The sequence below is a fragment of the Microbacterium lacusdiani genome (assembly GCF_054779895.1).
Genome location: NZ_BAAGXJ010000029.1, coordinates 182,489 through 200,489 on the forward strand (window position 1 = coordinate 182,489; position 18,001 = coordinate 200,489).

Below are 18,001 nucleotides of genomic sequence, written 5' to 3' on the forward strand. Positions count from 1 at the left end.
GGATTCGTTACGAAGTCACTACGATGCGCTGGGCATCCGCCGACCCGGGCCCGGTCAGCGGGCCCGCCCGAGGCTCAGCGCCAGTCGATCTCGGGGCTGCGGTGGAACGCGATCGCCGCCTCGGCCCATGCCGGTCCGAGGCCCGCGACACGCTCGCGGAACGACTCCCATGTGCGCTGCTCGGTGCCGGCGGGGGCAGACCATCCGGCCTCGGCCGCCGAGCCCACGCGCGGGAACATCAGGGTGTCGATGTCCGCGAGGTCCGCGACGGTCTCGCTCCACAGGCATGCTTCGACGCCCAGGATCGCCGACTCCGGCACATCCGGGATCACGGCCGCCGGGTCCCACGCGTAGGAGCGCTCGACGCTCGTCGGCCCGTCCGCCCAGACGAGGCCGATCGGCGTCTCGGCGTCGTACTTCATATCGAGGTAGATGGCGTCGGCGGGCGACAGGATGAGCCGGCCGCCGCGCTCGACGAACGCGCGGGCGCGCTCGGCCTGTTCGTCGCCCGGGCTGCGGAAGCCCCAGTACTGCGCGACGGAGCCGCGCGGCAGGTCGGCGGCGCTCGCCTCGTGCCACGCGATCGGGGTCTTGCCGTTCTCGGCGATGATGCCCGCCGCGAGCTCCGCGACCGCGCCGAAGTCGGCGGGGTCGGTGCCGAGCGCCTCGTCGCCGCCGAAGTGCAGATACGGGCCCGGGGTCATGGCCGCCATCTCGCCGAGCACGTCGCGCAGGAGATCCTCCAGGCCCTCGGCGTCGCGCCGCAGGGACGAGAACCCCACCGCGGCGCCCGTGTAGGGCGTGCCGTTCGCGGGCAGCCCGCCGCCGAACTCCTCCGCCACCCGACGCACCTCGTCCGTGATCACCGGCTCGGCCACGAGCTCCGGGTGACTGAGGCCGACGGCGTGCGTGTGGCCGGGCAGGTCGAACTCGGGCACCACGATCATGTGGCGGGTGGCGGCGTAGTCGACGATGCGCCGCCAGTCCTCGAGCGTGTAGGAGCCGCCGGGGCCGCCGCCCAGCTCGCTGCCCGAGCCGTGCTCGGCGAGCTCGGGATGCGAGCGCAGCTGCAGCCGCCAGCCCTGGTCGTCGGTGAGGTGCAGGTGCAGGGCGTTGAGCTTGAGCGACGCGGCGCGGTCGATCACGGCCTCGACCGTCTCGACCGGATGGAAGTGCCGCACGAGGTCGAGCATCAGCCCGCGGTAGGCGAACCGCGGGGCGTCGCGGATCTCGACCGCCGGCAGCAGCGGGCCCTGCTCGTCGAACTCGATCAGCTGCGCGAGGGTCTGCCGCGCGTAGAACGCGCCCGCCTGGGTGGAGGTCTCGACGCGCACGCCGTTCGCGCTCACGAGCAGCAGGTACCCCTCGAACCCGTGGCCCTCGGCGAACGTGAGCTCCGCCCGATCCGCCATCCGGTCGGCGATCTCGCGCCGTGACCCCGGCGCGGTCCGCAGCGGCGGTCCCTGGACAACGGTGACGGATGCGGGCCACGGCAGCAGTGCGAGAGGCATGTGCGCGACGCTAACACCGGCGCGCGAGGCGCAGCAGGGGGTTGCGCCGCGGCTTTCGTTCGATCATCCGGACGGGCGTGAACGGGACACGCGTGCGCCTCCGCCCTGGGATCGGGGCGTGCGCGCCGGGCGCTCGGCTCGCGTCATCCCCACCCGAAAGAGGCGTGCTGCATGGCTGAGATCGTCATCGTCCCGAACAAGACCGCCGCCGGAGAGCTCGTCGCCGACGAGATCGCGAAGCTCATCGCGCGCCGCCCCGACGCCGTGCTCGGCCTGGCCACCGGATCGACGCCGCTCCCGGTCTACGAGGCCCTGCGCCCGCGCCTCGAGGGCGTGGACCTGTCGCAGGTGCGCGGCTTCGCCCTGGACGAGTACGTCGGCATCGACCCGGCGCACCCCGAGAGCTACCGCTCGGTCATCACGCGCGAGGTCGTCGAGCCCCTCGGCCTGGCCCCGCCCGCGTCCGCGTGCCGGACGGCTCGCTCGAGGGCATCGAGCACCACGGTGAGGACTACGAGGCCGCGATCGCGGAGGCCGGCGGCGTCGACCTGCAGATCCTCGGCATCGGCACCGACGGCCACATCGGCTTCAACGAGCCCGGCTCGTCGTTCGCGTCGCGCACGCGCGTCAAGACCCTGACGCAGCAGACCCGCGAGGACAACGCCCGCTTCTTCGACTCGATCGACGACGTGCCGATGCACTGCATCACGCAGGGCCTCGGCACCATCCTCGAGGCGCGCCACCTCGTGCTGCTCGCGTTCGGCGAGGGCAAGGCCGAGGCCGTCGCCGGCGCGGTCGAGGGCCCGGTCACGGCGTCGCTGCCCGGCTCGGCGATCCAGCTGCACCCGCACGTCACGGTCGTGGTCGACGAGGCCGCCGCCTCGCGCCTCGCCCACGCCGACTACTACCGCTACACCTACGCCAACAAGCCCGCCTGGCAGGGCCTGTAAGCCGTTTCGTCTCCGCTTCGCTCCGCTCAACGACCGGACGTCACCCCCCCCGGTCGTTGAGCGGAGCGAGCGCCAGCGAGCGGAGACGAAACGGGTTGAGCGAGCGAAGCGAGTCGAAGCCCGCCCCGTGGTGGTTGAGCGAGCGAAGCGAGTCGAAACCCGCTGAGCCTCCCCGCGGCGCACACCCTCGCGGGACGGTCCGGGCGGTTTCGACTCCTCGCTGGCGCTCGTCGCTCAACCACCACAGGGGGGGCGACCCCCTCAGCGCTCCTCGAACACCTTCCCGGGGTTGAGGATCCCCTGCGGGTCGAAGACGCGGGCGATGTCGCGCTGCAGGCGCCACTGGTCGTCGCCCAGCTCGTCCGCGAGCCAGCGGCGCTTGAGCAGGCCGATGCCGTGCTCGCCCGTGAGCGTGCCGCCCAGGCGGATGGCCGCGCGGAACAGGTCGTCGGCCGCGTCCCAGATGAGCTGAGGCACGTCCTCGCCCTGGAACACGAAGTTCGGGTGCAGGTTGCCGTCGCCCGCGTGCGCGACGGTCGGGATGGCGACGCCGTGCTCGCGCTCGACGCGCGCGATCTCGTCGAACATCGCGGCCATCTGCGACCGCGGCACCGAGACGTCCTCGATCAGGGCGTTGCCGAGCGACTCCATGGCCGGGTGCATGGCGCGGCGGATGGCGAGCAGGCGCTCGCCCTCGGCGCGGTCGTGCGTCAGCGCCACGGTGCCGCCGGACGCGCGCAGCACCTCGGCGATCGCGTCCGCCTCGGCCGCCGCGGCGGGCCCGTCGGTCTGGATGGTCAGCTGCGAGGCGCCGGGCGTCGGGGCCGGCAGCGCGAGCAGGCGGTGGACGGCCGCGAGGCTCGTGGCATCCATCAGCTCCATGATCGACGGCTGGATGCCCGAGGCCGTGACGGCCGACGACGCGGCCGCGGCCGCGCGGACGGTCGGGAACGTCGCCGCGATCGTGCACACCGTGCCGGGCACGAGGCGCCGCAGCTTCAGGGTCGCGCCGACGATCACGCCGAGCGTGCCCTCGGAGCCGATCATGAGCGACGTGAGATCGAGGCCGGTGACGCCCTTGACGCTGCGGTGGCCCATCCGGATGAGGCGCCCGTCGGCGAGCACGACGTCGACGCCGAGCACCGCGTCGCGCACGACGCCGTATTTGGCGCACAGCAGGCCGCCGGCGCCCGTGGCGATGTTGCCGCCCACGGTCGAGATGTCGCGGCTGGCCGGGTCGGGCGCCCACCACAGGCCGTGCTGCGCGAGGTGCGCGTTGAGCTCGGCGTTGAGGATGCCCGGCTCGACCACGGCGAGCAGGTCGTCGGGGGAGACCTCGAGGATGCGCGTCATCCGGCGCACCGAGAGCGCGATCTCGCCGCCGCCGGCGTTGGCGGCGCCCGCGAGCCCGGTGCCCGCGCCGCGCGTCACGACCGGCGTGCCCGTGGCGCTCGCGATGCGCAGGGTCGCCTGCACGTGCGCGACCGACTCGGCGTGCACGACCGCGATCGGGGGAGCCGCCGCGCGGTGCCCCGACTTGTCGGCGCGCGCGTCGTCGAGCGCGGCGGGGGAGGTGTCGACGAGGGATCCGAGCTCGGCGCGCAGCAGCTCGAGGACGTCGGCCACGGCTTACGCGGCCAGCTCGCGGCGGCCGTGCAGCACGCCGATCACGACGCTGGCCACGCCGATGCCGAGGCCCAGCCAGGGCTGACCCAGCGCCCACCAGGCGAGCGTGGCCGACAGGAACACCAGCAGCTCGACCAGCGCCCGGATGAACGGGTGCACCGAGAACACGGCCTTGGGCGAGACGAACAGGGCCCACACCAGGATGGCGAGGGCGGGCGCGCCGAGGCCGAAGACGATGTTCCACGGGAAGTCCCACGCCGCGAAGCCCCACACCGCGAGGCTCGCGATCGCCACCAGCTCCGACGCGAATCGCAGGATGTCGAGCACGGTGATGCGGGGCGGCCGCACGCCGGCCGTCGCCTCGGAAGCGTTGTGGGACATGGGTTCCAGTCTAGGCGCGGGGCTTCAAGGCGTTTCGTCTCCGCTTCGCTCCGCTCAACGACCCGCGCATGTCCCCCGGTCGTTGAGCGGAGGCGACGAAGGAGCCGGAGACGAAACGCCCGCGCTCAGTCCGCCGAGCGCGAGAACGGCTCGTCCGAGTCCGGCAGCTCCGACTGCGCGTACGAGCCGGCGTCCGCCGACTGGCCGTCGGCCGACTCCTGCGGCAGGCCGAACGACTGCTCCGCGTCCTCGTCCGACGAGTCCTCCACGAAGGCCTCCTCCGAGGCCTCGTCGGCGAGGCGGTCGTCGGTGCGCTCGACGCCGTAGCCCTCGCGCGCGGTTTGCGGCGACTCGCTGTCGGGCGGTCCCCACTGCTCGGCCTCGTCCTGCCGGCCGCGGTACTGCTCGTCCGGTCGCTCGACGCCGTACCCCTCGCGCGGGGTGTCCGCGTCCTGGTCGGGAGTGCTCATGTCTTCCCCTTCGTGTTCGCCCCGGGTTCCGCCCGGGATCCGGCGGGGCATGGCGCCCCGAGCGAGGGCACCGACGGACGGGGAGAAGGAAGCGCCGTTTCGATCCCCGCCCGCCGGGCCGGTCTCACAGGCTGCTGCTCGTGCCGGGCTCGCCCTCGTCGACGTCGGTCGGGGCGCTGCCCGACACGATCTGGCGCGAGAGCTGCTCGATCTGCTCGACGTCGGCGCTGATGCCCGCCTGCGTCAGCCGCTCCTCCAGCACGTGCTGCACCTCCGACTCCGCGAGGCGGTCGGTGCCGAGGTCGCCCTGCATCTGCACGACGATGCCCTGCACCTGCTGCGCGATCGTGGCGTCGTTGAGGTCCTGCCGCGTGCCGGTCTGCAGCCCGCTGCCGCCCGGGCCGACGGCATCCGGAACGCCCGCGATGCTCGGATCGGCCGAGCCGTGCTGGGTCGGGGCGTCCTCGACGGCCTGCGGGTCGGAGCCGGGCTCCGCCGCGGCATTGGCGCCCGACGGCTCGTAGCCCGACGGAGCGGCCTCGCCGCCGCCCGACGCCGCGTCGCTACCCGAGGCCGGGCCGACGCCCGCGATGTCGTTCTGGCTCGAGCGCTCGACGTCGGGGCTCGAGGTGCCCTCGACGCTCACGCTGTCGACCGCGCCCGAGTCGGCGCCCTCGCGCCCGGCGGGAACCGTGCCCGCGCCGCCGCCGCCCGTATCCTGCTCGGTCTCGGGAGCGTCCGGCGTCCATCCGTCGGTCGCGTGCGAGGGGTCCATGCCCTGCTCGAGGCTGCTGCCGCCGGTCGCATCCGGGGCGGCGAGCTCATCCGGATCCGGGCGGAAGTCGTCGGCGGGGTACGGCGTGGTGTCGACGTTGTCGCCCTCGTAGACCACGTCATCCGGGCCCGGCGCGAGGCCCGCATCGCGGTCGGGCGAGGTCGTGAGCACGGGGCCGCCGAGGGCCTGGTCCTCGTTGATGATCGAGGCACCGATCTGGTCCGAGCGCTCGGGCCCGTCCTCGGGGGTGAGATCGCCCTGGCCCTCCTCGCCGAGCTCCGCGTCGAGGGGGTCGGTGCCCTGGGTGTCGGGCTGGTCGTCGTACGTGCTCATGTCCGCCTCCTGCTCGTGGATGGGATGGGTACGAGCCCATCGTCCGCCGCAGTCGGCGTGCACTGAACGGGGTTGACGCGGGCGCGGGAAGGCCCTAGGCGCGGGTCCGCACGCCGTCGGGCGATCCCCGCGGCCGGCCCGGTCCCGGCGCCGGACGCCCGGGGTCACAGGCGCCGGCTGGCGCCCGGCTCCCCGTGCTCGACGTCGGTCGGCGCGGCCTCCGACGTGATCTGCCCCACCAGCCGCTGGATCTCGTCGTCGTCCGCCTCGATGTCGGCCTGCGCGAGGCGCTCCTCGAGCACGTACTGCACGGCCTCCGGCGCGAGCCGGCGGGTGGCGAGGTCGGCCTCCATCTGCACGATCAGGCCCTGCACGCGCTGCGACGGGGTGGCGAGGTTGAGGTCCTCGCGCACGGCGCCGACGTGCGGGTGGATGACGTTGTGCACGTCCGCGGGCCCGTCGAGGTGGCCCGAGCGGCCGGCGGCGCGCGCGTCGGCGCCGGGGATGTACTCCTCGACGATCCGGCCGCTCTCGCCGATGCCGCTCGGCACCCAGTGGCCCGGGGCGTGCCGGGTGTCGGGCTCATCCACCTCGGCGGGGCGGTACTCCTCCGCGGAGTGCGGCATCGTGCCCATGTTCTCGCCGATGTACATCACGTCGTCGGGCCCCGGGTTGTGTCCCACGGGCGGCACCGGCGGGATCCCCGGCGGCAGGCCCGCCGCGGCCAGCCCGGCCTGCGTCTCGATCATGACCTCGTCGGGGTCGTCCCCGAAGCGGTGCGGTCGCCGTGCGTCCTTCTCCTCCGTGCTCATGTCCGCCTCCTTGTCGTGGTGGGGATGTGATGAGCTCTGCCTTCAGTGTCCGCCTTCCGGGTCGTGGATGGAACGGCCCGGCTGACCCCGGGTGTCCGCCGACGGCACGATCGTGTCGAGGTGGAACTCGCCGCCCTCGGTCCCGGTGGGCGTCCAGCGCCAGTGCGGTCCCTCGCGCGGGTCGTCGTCGACCCACTCGCCGGGCCGGAACGCGTCGGCGGGGACGGGCAGGCCCCAATGTCGGGAGGAGCCGTAGTCCACGTCATCCGGGCCCGGCAGGTGGCGCTGGATGCGCTCGGGCGAGGTGAAGTAGTGGTCGTTGCGAGGGTCGTCCGAGGTGCTCATGTCCGCCTCCTGATGCGGAAGGGTCGGTTGGTCACCATCGTCCGCCCATTCGGGGGCGCCCAAAAGGGGGTCGACCCTCGTTCAGCGAGCATCCGAATCGATGAATCGCGGCAGGACACGCCGCAATGTCCGGGATTCGTGTTAACGTCGAAGGACGACGAGCCGGTTACCGGAGCGTTGTCCGCCGAAGGCCCCGCATCGCGGGGCTTTCGTGCTTCTACGGATCCCACCGTGAGGCGTGTCGGCAGATCGGCTGCAGGAGCTTCCAGAGGCGTTCCACCTCGCGTGCCGTCCGCGGATGCGTCTCGGTGTGAGCGTCCAGGCGTCGGTATAGGTAGACCGCCAGATCGGCGAGCTGGATGCCTGGAGACTCCGCTGAGGACCCGAACACGATCGGCATCTGGATCTGCGCAAGCCGACTCGAGCGCGATCCACCCGTCCCGTTCTGCTGGTACCAGGCGGCGCGCGCGATGTGATCCGCCTGATCCTGGATCTCGTCGGCGATCACGGTCACGACATCGCCACGCGAGCGCGCGAGGTCGTCGATTCGCTCGAGAAGGTGACGCAACGTCAGCTCGTGCGGGCGCTGCGGATACCGGTAACGCGCGTGCAGCCGGGGGATATCGACCCCTCGGATGATCAACGTCGCTGGCAGTCGGGCCATGCGGGTCAGGACGTCGCGGTAGATCGCGAGCGCGGCGCGGGTCTTGCCGCGCACTGGTTCCCATCCGCTGCGTCCGGTCATCAGCGCGTGAGCGTGGAACTCGATCTGGGCCTCGTCGACGCCGAACGTCTTCGCATACGCTCGAGCTTCCGTGAGCGCGCGGCTGACCGTGCCGAGGTGCTCTTCCTTCACGACGACGGCCGCCACGTAGTACCGGTCCGCAGTGTAGGACTCGTCGATGAAGGCGTAGAGCACGGGATGACCCTACGCGTGGCCACCGACGCCTGGACCCTCTACCGGGCGTGACGCCGCGTGTCAACCGGTGGAAGTCGGTGCACTTGTTTCGCACACTAAATGCGGAGGTGGTGACTCACAATGGACAACTATCGCCAACTCGAGCTCGTTCCCCTCGGTGAGGGGGCCTGGCGCGTGTGCGACCGCAGCGTGGCGTCGTGCGATGCAGCCAGTGTGATCGCGTACGTGGAGCAGATCCCGACGGACGACCACGAGCCGAGCTATGAGGCCGTGTGGGTGCAGGGCGCCCGCGGCACGACCAGGCACACCTCGATGCAGAGCGTGCTGCTCATGGCCGCCGACCTGCTCGCCGCGAGCGCGAGCCGCGCCGAGCGACCCAAGCCGATCGCGCACTTCCCGCCCGGCGGACGCCGCGGGGTCTCGCGCGCGGCCACCCAGCCGCCGCTCGCGGCCGCGGGAGCCGGATGACGGCACCCCAGTCCCTCTGGCGGCTGACGTCGCCGCCCATCCAGACTGACGCCCAGCCGCCCGCGAACACCGACGTGGTGATCGCGGGCGCCGGGCTGGCCGGACTCGCCACAGGCGCGCTGCTTGCACGACGCGGGCAGCGCGTCGCCGTGTTGGAGGGGCGCGACGTCGGCGCCGCCACCACCGGCAACACGACCGCGAAGCTCAGCCTGCTGCAGGGATCGGTGTACTCGCAGATCCAGTCGCACGCGGGGCTCGAGGCGCTGGAGGCGTACGTCGAGGCGAACCGCGCGGGGCAGGACTGGGTGCGCCGCGAGCTGTCCGGCGAGCACGACGCGATCCAGCAGGTCGACGCCGTCACCTACGCCACCACCTCCGAGGGCGAGCGGGCCGTCGACCAGGAGGCCGAGGCGATGGCCGCGGTCGGCGTGGACGTGGATGTGCTCGCGCAGGGCCAGGACGCCGGGCTGCCGTACCCCGTGACGCGCGCGCTGCGCATGCACGGCCAGTCGCAGATCCATCCGATGCGCCTGCTCGCCAAGCTCGCGGCCGAGATCCGCTCGCACGGCGGGACCATCGTGACCGGATGCCGCGTGCAGGGCGCCGAGGTCGAGGACGGGGGAGTGGTCGTCCAGACCACGGCCGGCGAGCTCGACGCCGAGACCCTCGTCGTCACCACGGGATCGCCCGTGATCGACCGCGCCGCGTTCTTCGCCCGGCTGGTCCCGTCGCGCTCGCTCGTGGCCGCGTACCGCGTGGTCGGCCCGCTGCCGCGCGGGGTGTTCCTGTCGCTGGACCCCGAGGGGCGGTCGCTGCGCACCGCGCGCGGCGAGGACGGCCGCGAGCTGCTCGTGGTCGGCGGCGGCGCGTTCATCACCGGGCGCGAGCGCGAGACCGACAGGCTGCTGCGCGAGCTCGACCACTGGACCGGCGACAACTTCGCCGGCGCGGTGCGTGTGACCTGGTGGGCGGCCCAGGACTACCGCACCGTGAGCCGCGTCCCGTTCGCGGGCGCGATGCCCGGCACCAACGGCCGCATCTACGCCGCCACCGGCTTCGACAAGTGGGGCATGACCAACGCCCCCGCCGCCGCGCTCACGATCGCCGGCGACATCCTGCGCGAGCCTGTGCCCTGGGCCGAGGCGCTGCGCTCGCCGCATCTGCGGCTTGTGGATGGGGTCGACTTCGTGGCGGCGCAGGCGTCGGTGGCCGCGTCGCTGGTCGGCGGGGTCGTGCGGACGGTGACCGGATCGGGGGACCTCGCCGAGGGCGAGGGGCATGTGGTGCGGGACGGGCGGCACCCCGTCGCGGAGGCGCGGATCGACGGGGTGGTGTGCCGCGTGTCGGGGGTGTGCACCCACATGGGCGGGATCCTCGAGTGGAACACGGCCGAGCGGTCGTGGGACTGCCCGCTGCATGGGTCGCGATTTAGCCCCGATGGCGACGTGCTGGAGGGGCCGGCGAGCGTGGGGTTGGAGCGGAAGTAGGGCGATCGTCTGATCGGAGCATCCAGACGCGACGAAGCGGAAGCCAGCTCGAGATGACGTCGGGAAGTTCTCCTAGTCGCGGAGCACGGCTTCGACGACATCGTTCGAATCCCGTACCTTCACACGGAAGCGCTGGTGCTTGACGGCGTCGCGTGCGTGTGGTGCATGTCGTTGCGTCACGGGTCACACGGTGCTAAGGGCTGACAAGCAGCTGAGCTCGAAACTCGATGCCGTCTTGAACAGATCTCGACGTTGTCGACGCGAATAGGCCGATCAACCGCTCACACAGGTCGACATCCTCTGAGGCCGAATCATCAGTGAGCGCGATAAGGCCCTCTTTGAGCCAGCGGTTCAACGTGAGATCCAGTAGCACATCGTTTGCGACGTGTACTAAATGGTCACATGCCGCGAGCACGCGCTGCGTCAGCTCGAACGAAGTGCGGATCTGGTATCGCGACCGTATTGCGCTATCTACACCCAGTGACGCCAGGGTGCTTGAGTCGACGTAACCGCGCCAGTGTGCAGCTGCATGGCGACAGGTGCATGCGCGCTCGAAGGCAGTGATCGCTGCTCGCAACTCCTCTTGACCCCTCAAGTCCAGCTTCAGGAAACGCTTCAGTTGCTTCTCGATCACACCACGAGAGCTAAAGAGCTCTCTCTCCACTAGTGCGAGCCCTACCATCCCCTCGGGGTAGGAAGTTGCCGCCCCGACGGTGATTTGTTCGTGCCGAAGGTTCTCGCGGACAAACGGACAAACCATTACCAGTTCACTGAGGACGTCCCGAAAGAATGCCTCGACGCTCGCGACAGCGGCCACAATGATCATTTCTCCCAGCACCTCTGGGTGCGGGTGCGACTGCATCTCGGAGCTCATCAGCGCGAGTGCCACGAGAGCGGTCTCGAACTGCTCAACTGGCGCGGGCGTGGAATCGCCGATTGGCACTACGCAGTCCGAAACCTGCATCGCATCGGGCTGCGTCTGCCGTGCCAAGCGCGGTGGCTCGATCCTCGTGGGATCACTCATAGACGAACTCTTCTGCTAGGAGCCGGATTCGAGACGCCCTTTGCGGGCCAATGTAGGGAATCTCCAGAAGCCTCTGGTTCTCCTCATCCACGATGATGTGCTTGATCTTTCTAAGGTCGCTGTGGTCGCGGACTCTCGACAGGATCGCTGCGCTCAACGGAAGGGCGTTTATATCGGTGTCGAGCAGCTCCTCGAAAACTGATGCCTGAGAAAGCTGCGCCCCGCAGTTCGCGCAGAACCGAGCCTCGGGATTCTCGCGCTGAACTCCGCAGTTCGCGCATTGCCCAAGGTCGAGACGACAACGGCTTTGGTAGTCGGAGCCAAGAAGGCTTGGAAGCGTCCGCCGCACGCGCGCCGCGTGCTGACGTGACGACAGTGCGGCTATTCCGCTCGCGATGCTCGGGTTTCGGCCGAGCCCGAGTGCAGTGTGACTTACCAACAGTCCGTAGTGCGGCACAAGCACTCGATACGAGCGCCCTCCTTGCGACACCGAGGTGCCTTGCTGTCGAACCACGCCGGCGTACTCGAGAAAACCGAAAATGCGTTGGACCTCGGAGGGGATAGGCTCTTCGATCCATATGCGATTCGCGCGCCCGTCGTGACCCGATGAAGCGCGGGTGTCATTGTATTTGCGTACGGCTTCGAGCGACTGTGCGACGAATTCGTTCCCGACAGCTACGAAGTTCCGATACCTCGGGAGCTTCGCTTCAAGTGAGGTGAATACCTTCATTGCGTTCTCAGCAGCGTCTTCGATGGCGCTGTCCGAGATCGCTTTTGTCGCCGAGAGACGGTTGGAATCAGTCTCCTCGCTGATCTGCGCCAGCATCAAGATGAGTGTTCGTGGAATACCGAAGCTGGCGAGCGCCAAGTATTCGAGGAGCCCGTCGCGACGATCGAGTTGCGCGAACTCCTCGGAGGTGAGGCGTTTTTGAGCGATCTCGCGCATCATGTCCACGTAGCCGGACTGGTCCGGCCGTAGCCAAACGTCAATCAGCTGCGCGTCGTGGCCGATATGAAAGCGCGGCGTATAGCTTGTTACGCCAGGGTACACAGCCGCCTTCGAGCTGACCCAACGTGAACGCAGGCTTGCGAAGATCTCAAAGAATTCGCGTTGCTGTTCGGCTGCAAACGCGTGCGCCGCGTCGTCGAGTAGCAGCACAACCCGTCGACGTCCCGCGATCGCCCCGGCTTCTGCGAGAAGTTGCAGCACCTGAGTCACATCGAAGGCGGTCTCCGCGGCTTCACTGACGCGCTGACGTTCGATCGCTGATACGAAGTCAGCCGCAGCGCGAAAGCGTTCGTCCTGGGCGTCCGGCACTTCGACGCTGAGTTCGTCCAGCGACATGCGCAGGCCGTGCACGATTTGCGCTAGGACCCACTGCCTGAAAAGAGGTAGGGCCCGAGCCGACTTGCGGAACTCTGGCTCGAGGGATATCGAGCGAGAGTAGTTCACGTACACGGGTAGGACGCGGTCACCGTCTAGCGCCTCGTAATAGGCGAACTTCAAGTATGTGCTCTTCCCGGATCCGCGTGGACCAATTAGGAGGCGCTGACCGCCCGACTCCAGCGCCCTCACGATCTCCTGCTCGCGCTCGCTCATAACCGTGAGCCGCGTGAGCTGCTCTTTGGTTAGGTCTTCTGCGCGAAAGTTGCCGCCTGAGAGCGGGGATTCGTCGGGCGCCAGCACCGATTCCGTCATGAGTAGGTGGCCTTCCTTGATGTCTCTATAACCATAGCTTCGTGGTTTGCCTGTTCGCCGCTGCGCCCGCTCCAAGATCGCCGAAGGCCACGCGGGAACCGGCGGTGATCTGGGTGTCGGAGTCTCCTGTCACGCCGCCACCTCATCGGCGAGCAGCGCGGCCTGCTGGATGACGAGTTCGATCGCCTGCTCGCGGCCGTCCGGCGGGTACTTGTAGCGGGCGAGGATGCGCTTGATCTGCGAGCGCATCTGAGCCTGGACGGACTCCTTGTTGCGCCAGTCGATCGTCACCGAGTTGCGGATCTTCATCACCAGCTCGCGGACGATCTTCTTGAGGGTCTCGTCGCCGAGTTCGAGCACGGCGGATTCGTTCTCGGCGACGGCGTCGTAGAACGCGACCTCGTCGACGCGGAGGCCGAGCTCCTCGGCACGCTTGGCGAGGTCGGTCTTGCCCTTCATCTCCTTGGCCATCTTCACCAACTCGGCGATAATCTCCGCGGTCGACAGCGTGCGGTTGGTGTACTTGGTGAGGGCGGCGTCGAGCATCTCGGAGAACTTCTTCGCCTGCACGATGTTCGAGCGGCGCAGCGAGCGGATCTCGTTGTTCAGCAACCGCCGCAACAGCGCCTGCTGCAGGTTCGGCTGCTCGGTGTGCTTCAGCGACTCGAGGAACTCATCCGACAGCAGCGACAGTTCCTGCGAGTTCATGCCCGCCCGGGCGTAGATGTCGACGACCTTGTCGGCCGCGACGGCCGCGTTCATGAGCTGCGTGAACGCCGTGTCGAGGTCCTGTGGGCGAACGCCGGGACGATCGTTCGGGTTCTGGAGTTTCATCACCGCGACCCGCACGGACGTGAACAGCCGCACGTCGTCCATGATCGCCCGCGCCCTGTCGTCAGCGCCGGCGAGCGAGTGGGCCTTGACGAGGGCGAGCACCTGGTCGAGGAACCGCTTCGCGCGGTCGTCGTCGGCGAGGACGAAGTTCGCCATGCCCGCGATCTGCTGCAGCTGTTCCGGGCCGGACAGCGACGGCGACGAGTCGTAGGGGTGCTCGTGAAGCATCGCCCTGACGATGTCGTGCTTCTCGAGCATGGCGTCGATGACCTCGTCGATCGGGACGCCCGCCTGCTCACGGTCGGACGGCGAGTACACGGCGAGGGCGTCTTCGAGGTTGGACAGCAGGCCGATGTAGTCGACGATGAGGCCCCCGTCCTTGTCGCGGAATCGGCGGTTGACGCGGGCGATGGCCTGCATGAGGCCAGCGCCGCGCATCGACTTGTCGACGTACATCGTGTGAAGGACGGGAGCGTCGAACCCGGTGAGCCACATGTCGCAGACGATCACGATCTCGAGCGGATCGGCCGGGTCCTTCGCCCGTGCCTGCAGCTCCTGACGGACCTTCTTCGAGTAGATGTGGGGCTGCGCCCATTGCTCGCTTGCGGCCGACCCGGTGATGATAACCTTGATCCTGCCCTTCTTCGGATCCGGGTCATGCCAGTCGGGATGCTTGGCGACGAGCTTGTCGTACAGGCGCACCGCGATCTTGCGGCTCATCGTGACGATCATCGCCTTCCCGAAGGCGGCGATCTTGCGGCGCTCCCAGTGCTCGTCGATGTCCTCGGCGATGCGTTCCAGGCGCGGTTCGGCGCCGACGATCGCCTCCATGCGCGACCACTTCGCCTTCGCGTCGTTGCCGGTGTTCTCGTCGACGCCGTCGATGATCTCGTCGGCGAGGTCATCGAGCGCTTGCCGATCGTCCTTGGAGAGATCGAGCGGGGCGACGCGGGCCTCGTAGTAGATCTTCACCGTCGCCCCGTCACGCACCGCACGGGTGAGGTCGTACACGTCGATGTAGTCACCGAACACCGCGCGCGTGGACTTGTCCGCGTCGTCGATCGGGGTGCCGGTGAAGCCGAGGAACGTCGCCCCCGGCAGGGCGTCACGCATGCTCTTCGCCAGGCCGGGCTTCACCCGGCCCTCCGCGTCCATCCGGTCCTTCAGCCCGTATTGGGACCGGTGCGCCTCGTCAGCGATCACCACGACGTTGCGACGGTCGGTGAGCACCGGGTTGACGTCACCCGCATCACCGGGCGCGAACTTGTGTAGCGTCGTGAACACGATGCCGCCCGACGCGCGCCTCAGGAGCTTGCGGAGGTCCGCCCGAGAGTCGGCTTGCACGGGTGTCTCTGGGAGGATGTGCGCGGGCGCGAACGTATCGGTGAAGAGCTGATCGTCGAGGTCGTTGCGGTCGGTGATGAACACCAGCGTCGGGTTCATCATCCGCGGATCCTGCATGATCTTCGCCGCGTAGAACACCATCTCGAAGCTCTTGCCCGAACCCTGCGTGTGCCACACCACACCACCGCGGCGATCCCCGTCCGGGCTCGAGGCCCGCACCGTCGACTCGACGGCCGCGTTCACCGCCCAGAACTGGTGGTACTTCGCCACGCGCTTGACGAGCACACGCTTCGACTGGCCCGTCTTCACATCGTTCGTGGTCTCATCGCTGAACACCACGAAGTTACGGACGAGATCGAGGAACCGCTTCTTCTCGAAGACACCCTTGATCAGCACCTCGAGGGACGGCTTCCCTTGCACCGGCGTCGGCGAATCGATCGATTTCCACGGCGCGTAATGCTCGAACGCCCCGGTGAAGGTACTCATCGCCGCCGACAGGCCGTCCGAGATGATCGTGACGACGTTCGTGCGGAACACCGAGGGGATATCCGACCGATACGTCTGAATCTGGTTCCACGCCGACTGCATCGTCGCGTTCTCGGCGACCGGGTTCTTCAGCTCGAACAGCGCCACCGGCAGCCCGTTGACGAACACCAGCACATCGGGGCGACGGTTCTTGATCTCGTAGATCGTGAACTGGTTGGCCGCGAGCCAGTCGTTCTCATCCGGGTTCTCGAAGTCGATCACCCGCATCAGGCGGGTCCGCAGGATGCCGTCGTCGTCGCGATACTCCACGCCGATGCCGTCGGTGAGGATCAGGTGGACGCGCCGGTTCTCATCGATCGCGCTCTGCTCACCGATCGCCAGGATCTCCCCCACCACGACATCGACCATGTCGGCCGTGGCGCCGGGGTTGATCCGTGCCACCGCGTCACGCAGGCGACCCTCGAGGATGCACTCGCTGAACGAGACCCGCTCCGAATCCGGCTCGCCCGGAGCGATCAGCGACGCGTTCAGCGTGTGGAACCCCAGCTCCGCGAACCACCCGAGCGCACTCTCCTCGAGCACCGCCTCGTTCATAAGCGACATCCAGACCCTTTCGCGGCGCGAACGTGGATTACCCCTTCATCCACATGGATACACGACCCGGACGACATCCGAATCACGCGACCTCGTCGACCGGTACGCGGATACGGCCTGAGAGGAGCTCCGGGAGGAGCGCGTCACGGAGGGCTGCGAGACGTTGGGACTCCGATTCGAGATGACGAATCAGTTCCAGCGTCGATTCGTGGCGTTCCGCCCACGTGGCCGCGGATCGGGCCGCAGGAATCCTCGTCGATGCCGACAGGGCTCGGGCGCGGTTGAGGCCCGGCACTGCAGAATCCGAATTCATTGCCGTGAGCCCCGCATCGCGTAGCACAAAGAAGCATGCGAGAAGCGGCCAGCCATCGATGGGGTCCGCGAAGAACGTCGTGTCGATCGGGAATGCTTCGGTGTGCGACCAATGCACCTCGCCGACGCTGCCCTTCCTGCCGACAATCACGGCAGGGCCGTTGATCAGCGCTTCATTGTGCGCACCCGTGACGCCGTTGCTTCCGTATACGGGGACAGTTCCAGCAACTCGCTCCTTCGCCGGCAATGCTTTCCCGTACGACAAACCCAACACGTCGCCGACCGCCCCGGGTGTACTGCTCTCGGTCAGAGAATCCCACTCCGCCTGCATCAGCTCCCACAGCAGCCGGTGGGCTCGCCGGTTGGACTCCATCTTGTCGTCGAGCGCGCCGAGCGTCGCAGCGATCGCACGCTGCTCCGGCAGGGGCGGCAGGGAGACCGGGACTTCGCGCAGGATGTTCGTGTTCAGATTGGGCATCGTTGCCCCAACTGCCCGCTGCGACAGCCATCCCCGTGTTTCAGGGAGCGAGAGTGCATATGAAAGGAATCTCGTATCGACCGTCGGGCCGGTCACCCGCACGAGCAGGCATCCCGTCCCGCAAAGCCAACCCGCTTCACGCTCGGTGATGAGCGCGCACTTCTCGACGTCCCCACGTCGGCTATACACGATGTCCCCGGCTCTCAACTGGTGGCGTGAGAGCCGGTGAACGTGATCGTCCGAGACACGGGCGATGCCATCCTCGCTGATCCGCAACTCGCGAATGTTGGTGGGCATCACGACCGGGGTACCGGATGTCGAATAGTCGCTCATATGGAGCTGGCTGCCGAATGGGCCGGTCTGGATCGATCCGGAGTTCTCAGCTTCCAGCTCGCCAAGTGTGGCGCGCCGCCAGGTCACCTGAGACCCGCCAGCTTCTCGCGCACGACCTTCTCAAGCTCGGCACCACGGTCGAACTCAGCGAGCAAGTCGTTCGTGAGTCGCGCGATCTTCTCGTCGATGGGCTCGTCGTCGGCTTCCGCTTCTTCGACGCCGACGTAGCGACCGGGGGTGAGGACGAAGTCGTGCTGCTCGATCTCGTCGAGGGTTGCGGCCTTCGCGAAGCCGGGGATGTCTTCGTATCCGCCGTTGTGGTTGCGCCAGGCGTGGTAGGTGCCGGCGATCTTCTCGATGTCGGCGTCGTCGAGGACACGCAGGCGGCGGCTCTCCATGGTGCCGAGCTTGCGGGCGTCGATGAACAGCACCTCGTCGCGACGTTCGCGGTGGCCGTTGCCGCCGCGGTCCTTCGAGACGAACCAGAGGGCGACGGGTATGCCGGTGTTGAAGAACAGCTTGTCGGGCATCGCGACGATGCAGTCGACGAGTCCGGCGCGGACGAGGTTCTCGCGGATCTCGCCCTCGCCACCGCTCTTGGAAGAGAGGGATCCGTTGGCGAGCACGAAACCGGCGGTGCCATTGGGCTTCAGGTGGTGGATGAAGTGCTGCACCCACGCGAAGTTCGCGTTGCCCTTCGGTGGAGTGCCGTACTTCCAGCGGGGGTCGTTCGCGAGCTTCGCGTCCCACTGGGCTGACCCCGTTTCGTAGGTCCAGTCGTTATGAGAGTCGTCCTGTTGTCCGCGGTCGCGGGCAGGGA

The 18,001-nt window shown here is 68.6% G+C and carries 15 protein-coding genes and 1 pseudogene; 3 read left to right on the top strand and 13 right to left on the bottom strand.

What is annotated here, in order from left to right:
* Positions 1 to 74 precede the first annotated feature (74 nt).
* Complete coding sequence (locus ACYVGN_RS13235; RefSeq protein ID WP_460791308.1) at positions 75 to 1,511, bottom strand: family 20 glycosylhydrolase; 1,437 nt, start codon at positions 1,509 to 1,511, stop codon at positions 75 to 77.
* 171 nt (positions 1,512 to 1,682) lie between these two features.
* Between ACYVGN_RS13235 and ACYVGN_RS13240 the strand changes: the two are divergent.
* Positions 1,683 to 2,461: pseudogene (locus ACYVGN_RS13240) on the top strand (glucosamine-6-phosphate deaminase).
* Between the two features lie 261 nt (positions 2,462 to 2,722).
* Here the strand turns inward: ACYVGN_RS13240 and ACYVGN_RS13245 are convergent.
* The 7 genes from ACYVGN_RS13245 to ACYVGN_RS13275 form a co-directional block, all read right to left on the bottom strand.
* Complete coding sequence (locus ACYVGN_RS13245) at positions 2,723 to 4,087, bottom strand: FAD-binding oxidoreductase (protein WP_460791310.1); 1,365 nt, start codon at positions 4,085 to 4,087, stop codon at positions 2,723 to 2,725.
* 3 nt (positions 4,088 to 4,090) lie between these two features.
* Positions 4,091 to 4,468 (bottom strand): YrdB family protein, encoded by a 378-nt coding sequence (locus ACYVGN_RS13250; protein ID WP_055992441.1) that lies wholly within the window; start codon positions 4,466 to 4,468, stop codon positions 4,091 to 4,093.
* Between the two features lie 125 nt (positions 4,469 to 4,593).
* Positions 4,594 to 4,938 (bottom strand): hypothetical protein, encoded by a 345-nt coding sequence (locus ACYVGN_RS13255; RefSeq protein WP_460791312.1) that lies wholly within the window; start codon positions 4,936 to 4,938, stop codon positions 4,594 to 4,596.
* A 124-nt stretch (positions 4,939 to 5,062) separates the two neighbouring features.
* Positions 5,063 to 6,046 (bottom strand): hypothetical protein, encoded by a 984-nt coding sequence (locus ACYVGN_RS13260; protein ID WP_460791314.1) that lies wholly within the window; start codon positions 6,044 to 6,046, stop codon positions 5,063 to 5,065.
* 164 nt (positions 6,047 to 6,210) lie between these two features.
* Positions 6,211 to 6,858 (bottom strand): hypothetical protein, encoded by a 648-nt coding sequence (locus tag ACYVGN_RS13265; RefSeq protein ID WP_460791315.1) that lies wholly within the window; start codon positions 6,856 to 6,858, stop codon positions 6,211 to 6,213.
* Between the two features lie 42 nt (positions 6,859 to 6,900).
* Positions 6,901 to 7,203, bottom strand: coding sequence for a hypothetical protein (locus ACYVGN_RS13270; protein WP_460791317.1), 303 nt, complete (start codon positions 7,201 to 7,203; stop codon positions 6,901 to 6,903).
* Between the two features lie 217 nt (positions 7,204 to 7,420).
* Positions 7,421 to 8,122 (bottom strand): DUF3800 domain-containing protein, encoded by a 702-nt coding sequence (locus tag ACYVGN_RS13275; protein ID WP_460791318.1) that lies wholly within the window; start codon positions 8,120 to 8,122, stop codon positions 7,421 to 7,423.
* Between the two features lie 174 nt (positions 8,123 to 8,296).
* Between ACYVGN_RS13275 and ACYVGN_RS13280 the strand changes: the two genes are divergently transcribed.
* Together ACYVGN_RS13280 and ACYVGN_RS13285 are read left to right on the top strand one after the other, a co-directional pair.
* Positions 8,297 to 8,590, top strand: coding sequence for a hypothetical protein (locus ACYVGN_RS13280; RefSeq protein ID WP_460791319.1), 294 nt, complete (start codon positions 8,297 to 8,299; stop codon positions 8,588 to 8,590).
* Positions 8,587 to 10,077, top strand: a complete 1,491-nt coding sequence (locus ACYVGN_RS13285; protein WP_460791321.1) for an FAD-dependent oxidoreductase — start codon at positions 8,587 to 8,589, stop codon at positions 10,075 to 10,077. The genes ACYVGN_RS13280 and ACYVGN_RS13285 overlap by 4 nt, the downstream gene beginning before the upstream one ends.
* A gap of 193 nt (positions 10,078 to 10,270) precedes the next feature.
* Here ACYVGN_RS13285 and ACYVGN_RS13290 read toward each other — a convergent pair whose 3' ends face one another.
* The 5 genes from ACYVGN_RS13290 to ACYVGN_RS13310 all read right to left on the bottom strand — a co-directional run.
* Positions 10,271 to 11,101, bottom strand: a complete 831-nt coding sequence (locus ACYVGN_RS13290) for a hypothetical protein (RefSeq protein WP_460791322.1) — start codon at positions 11,099 to 11,101, stop codon at positions 10,271 to 10,273.
* Entirely contained in the window at positions 11,094 to 12,800 is a 1,707-nt protein-coding gene (locus ACYVGN_RS13295; RefSeq protein WP_460791323.1) for a hypothetical protein, read from the bottom strand. Before ACYVGN_RS13295 ends, ACYVGN_RS13290 begins: the two co-directional genes overlap by 8 nt.
* Positions 12,801 to 12,929: 129 nt before the next feature.
* Positions 12,930 to 16,067 carry a type I restriction endonuclease subunit R gene (locus ACYVGN_RS13300; RefSeq protein WP_460791324.1) on the bottom strand — a complete coding sequence of 1,046 codons (3,138 nt, stop codon included), beginning with the start codon at positions 16,065 to 16,067 and terminating at the stop codon, positions 12,930 to 12,932.
* A 73-nt stretch (positions 16,068 to 16,140) separates the two neighbouring features.
* Positions 16,141 to 17,268 carry a restriction endonuclease subunit S gene (locus ACYVGN_RS13305; RefSeq protein ID WP_460791326.1) on the bottom strand — a complete coding sequence of 376 codons (1,128 nt, stop codon included), beginning with the start codon at positions 17,266 to 17,268 and terminating at the stop codon, positions 16,141 to 16,143.
* On the bottom strand, positions 17,265 to 18,001 hold a 737-nt coding region (locus tag ACYVGN_RS13310), incomplete at its 5' end, for an N-6 DNA methylase (protein ID WP_460791327.1). The genes ACYVGN_RS13305 and ACYVGN_RS13310, both read right to left, overlap by 4 nt.

Excerpts from the sequence above, each read along its gene's own strand:
- ACYVGN_RS13295 (WP_460791323.1), bottom strand. The coding sequence starts at position 12,800 with ATGACGGAATCGGTGCTGGCGCCCGACGAATCCCCGCTCTCAGGCGGC.
- ACYVGN_RS13265 (WP_460791315.1), bottom strand. The coding sequence starts at position 6,858 with ATGAGCACGGAGGAGAAGGACGCACGGCGACCGCACCGCTTCGGGGAC.
- ACYVGN_RS13290 (WP_460791322.1), bottom strand. The coding sequence starts at position 11,101 with ATGAGTGATCCCACGAGGATCGAGCCACCGCGCTTGGCACGGCAGACG.
- ACYVGN_RS13255 (WP_460791312.1), bottom strand. The coding sequence starts at position 4,938 with ATGAGCACTCCCGACCAGGACGCGGACACCCCGCGCGAGGGGTACGGC.
- ACYVGN_RS13250 (WP_055992441.1), bottom strand. The coding sequence starts at position 4,468 with ATGTCCCACAACGCTTCCGAGGCGACGGCCGGCGTGCGGCCGCCCCGC.
- ACYVGN_RS13300 (WP_460791324.1), bottom strand. The coding sequence starts at position 16,067 with ATGTCGCTTATGAACGAGGCGGTGCTCGAGGAGAGTGCGCTCGGGTGG.
- ACYVGN_RS13260 (WP_460791314.1), bottom strand. The coding sequence starts at position 6,046 with ATGAGCACGTACGACGACCAGCCCGACACCCAGGGCACCGACCCCCTC.
- ACYVGN_RS13235 (WP_460791308.1), bottom strand. The coding sequence starts at position 1,511 with ATGCCTCTCGCACTGCTGCCGTGGCCCGCATCCGTCACCGTTGTCCAG.
- ACYVGN_RS13285 (WP_460791321.1), top strand. The coding sequence starts at position 8,587 with ATGACGGCACCCCAGTCCCTCTGGCGGCTGACGTCGCCGCCCATCCAG.
- ACYVGN_RS13270 (WP_460791317.1), bottom strand. The coding sequence starts at position 7,203 with ATGAGCACCTCGGACGACCCTCGCAACGACCACTACTTCACCTCGCCC.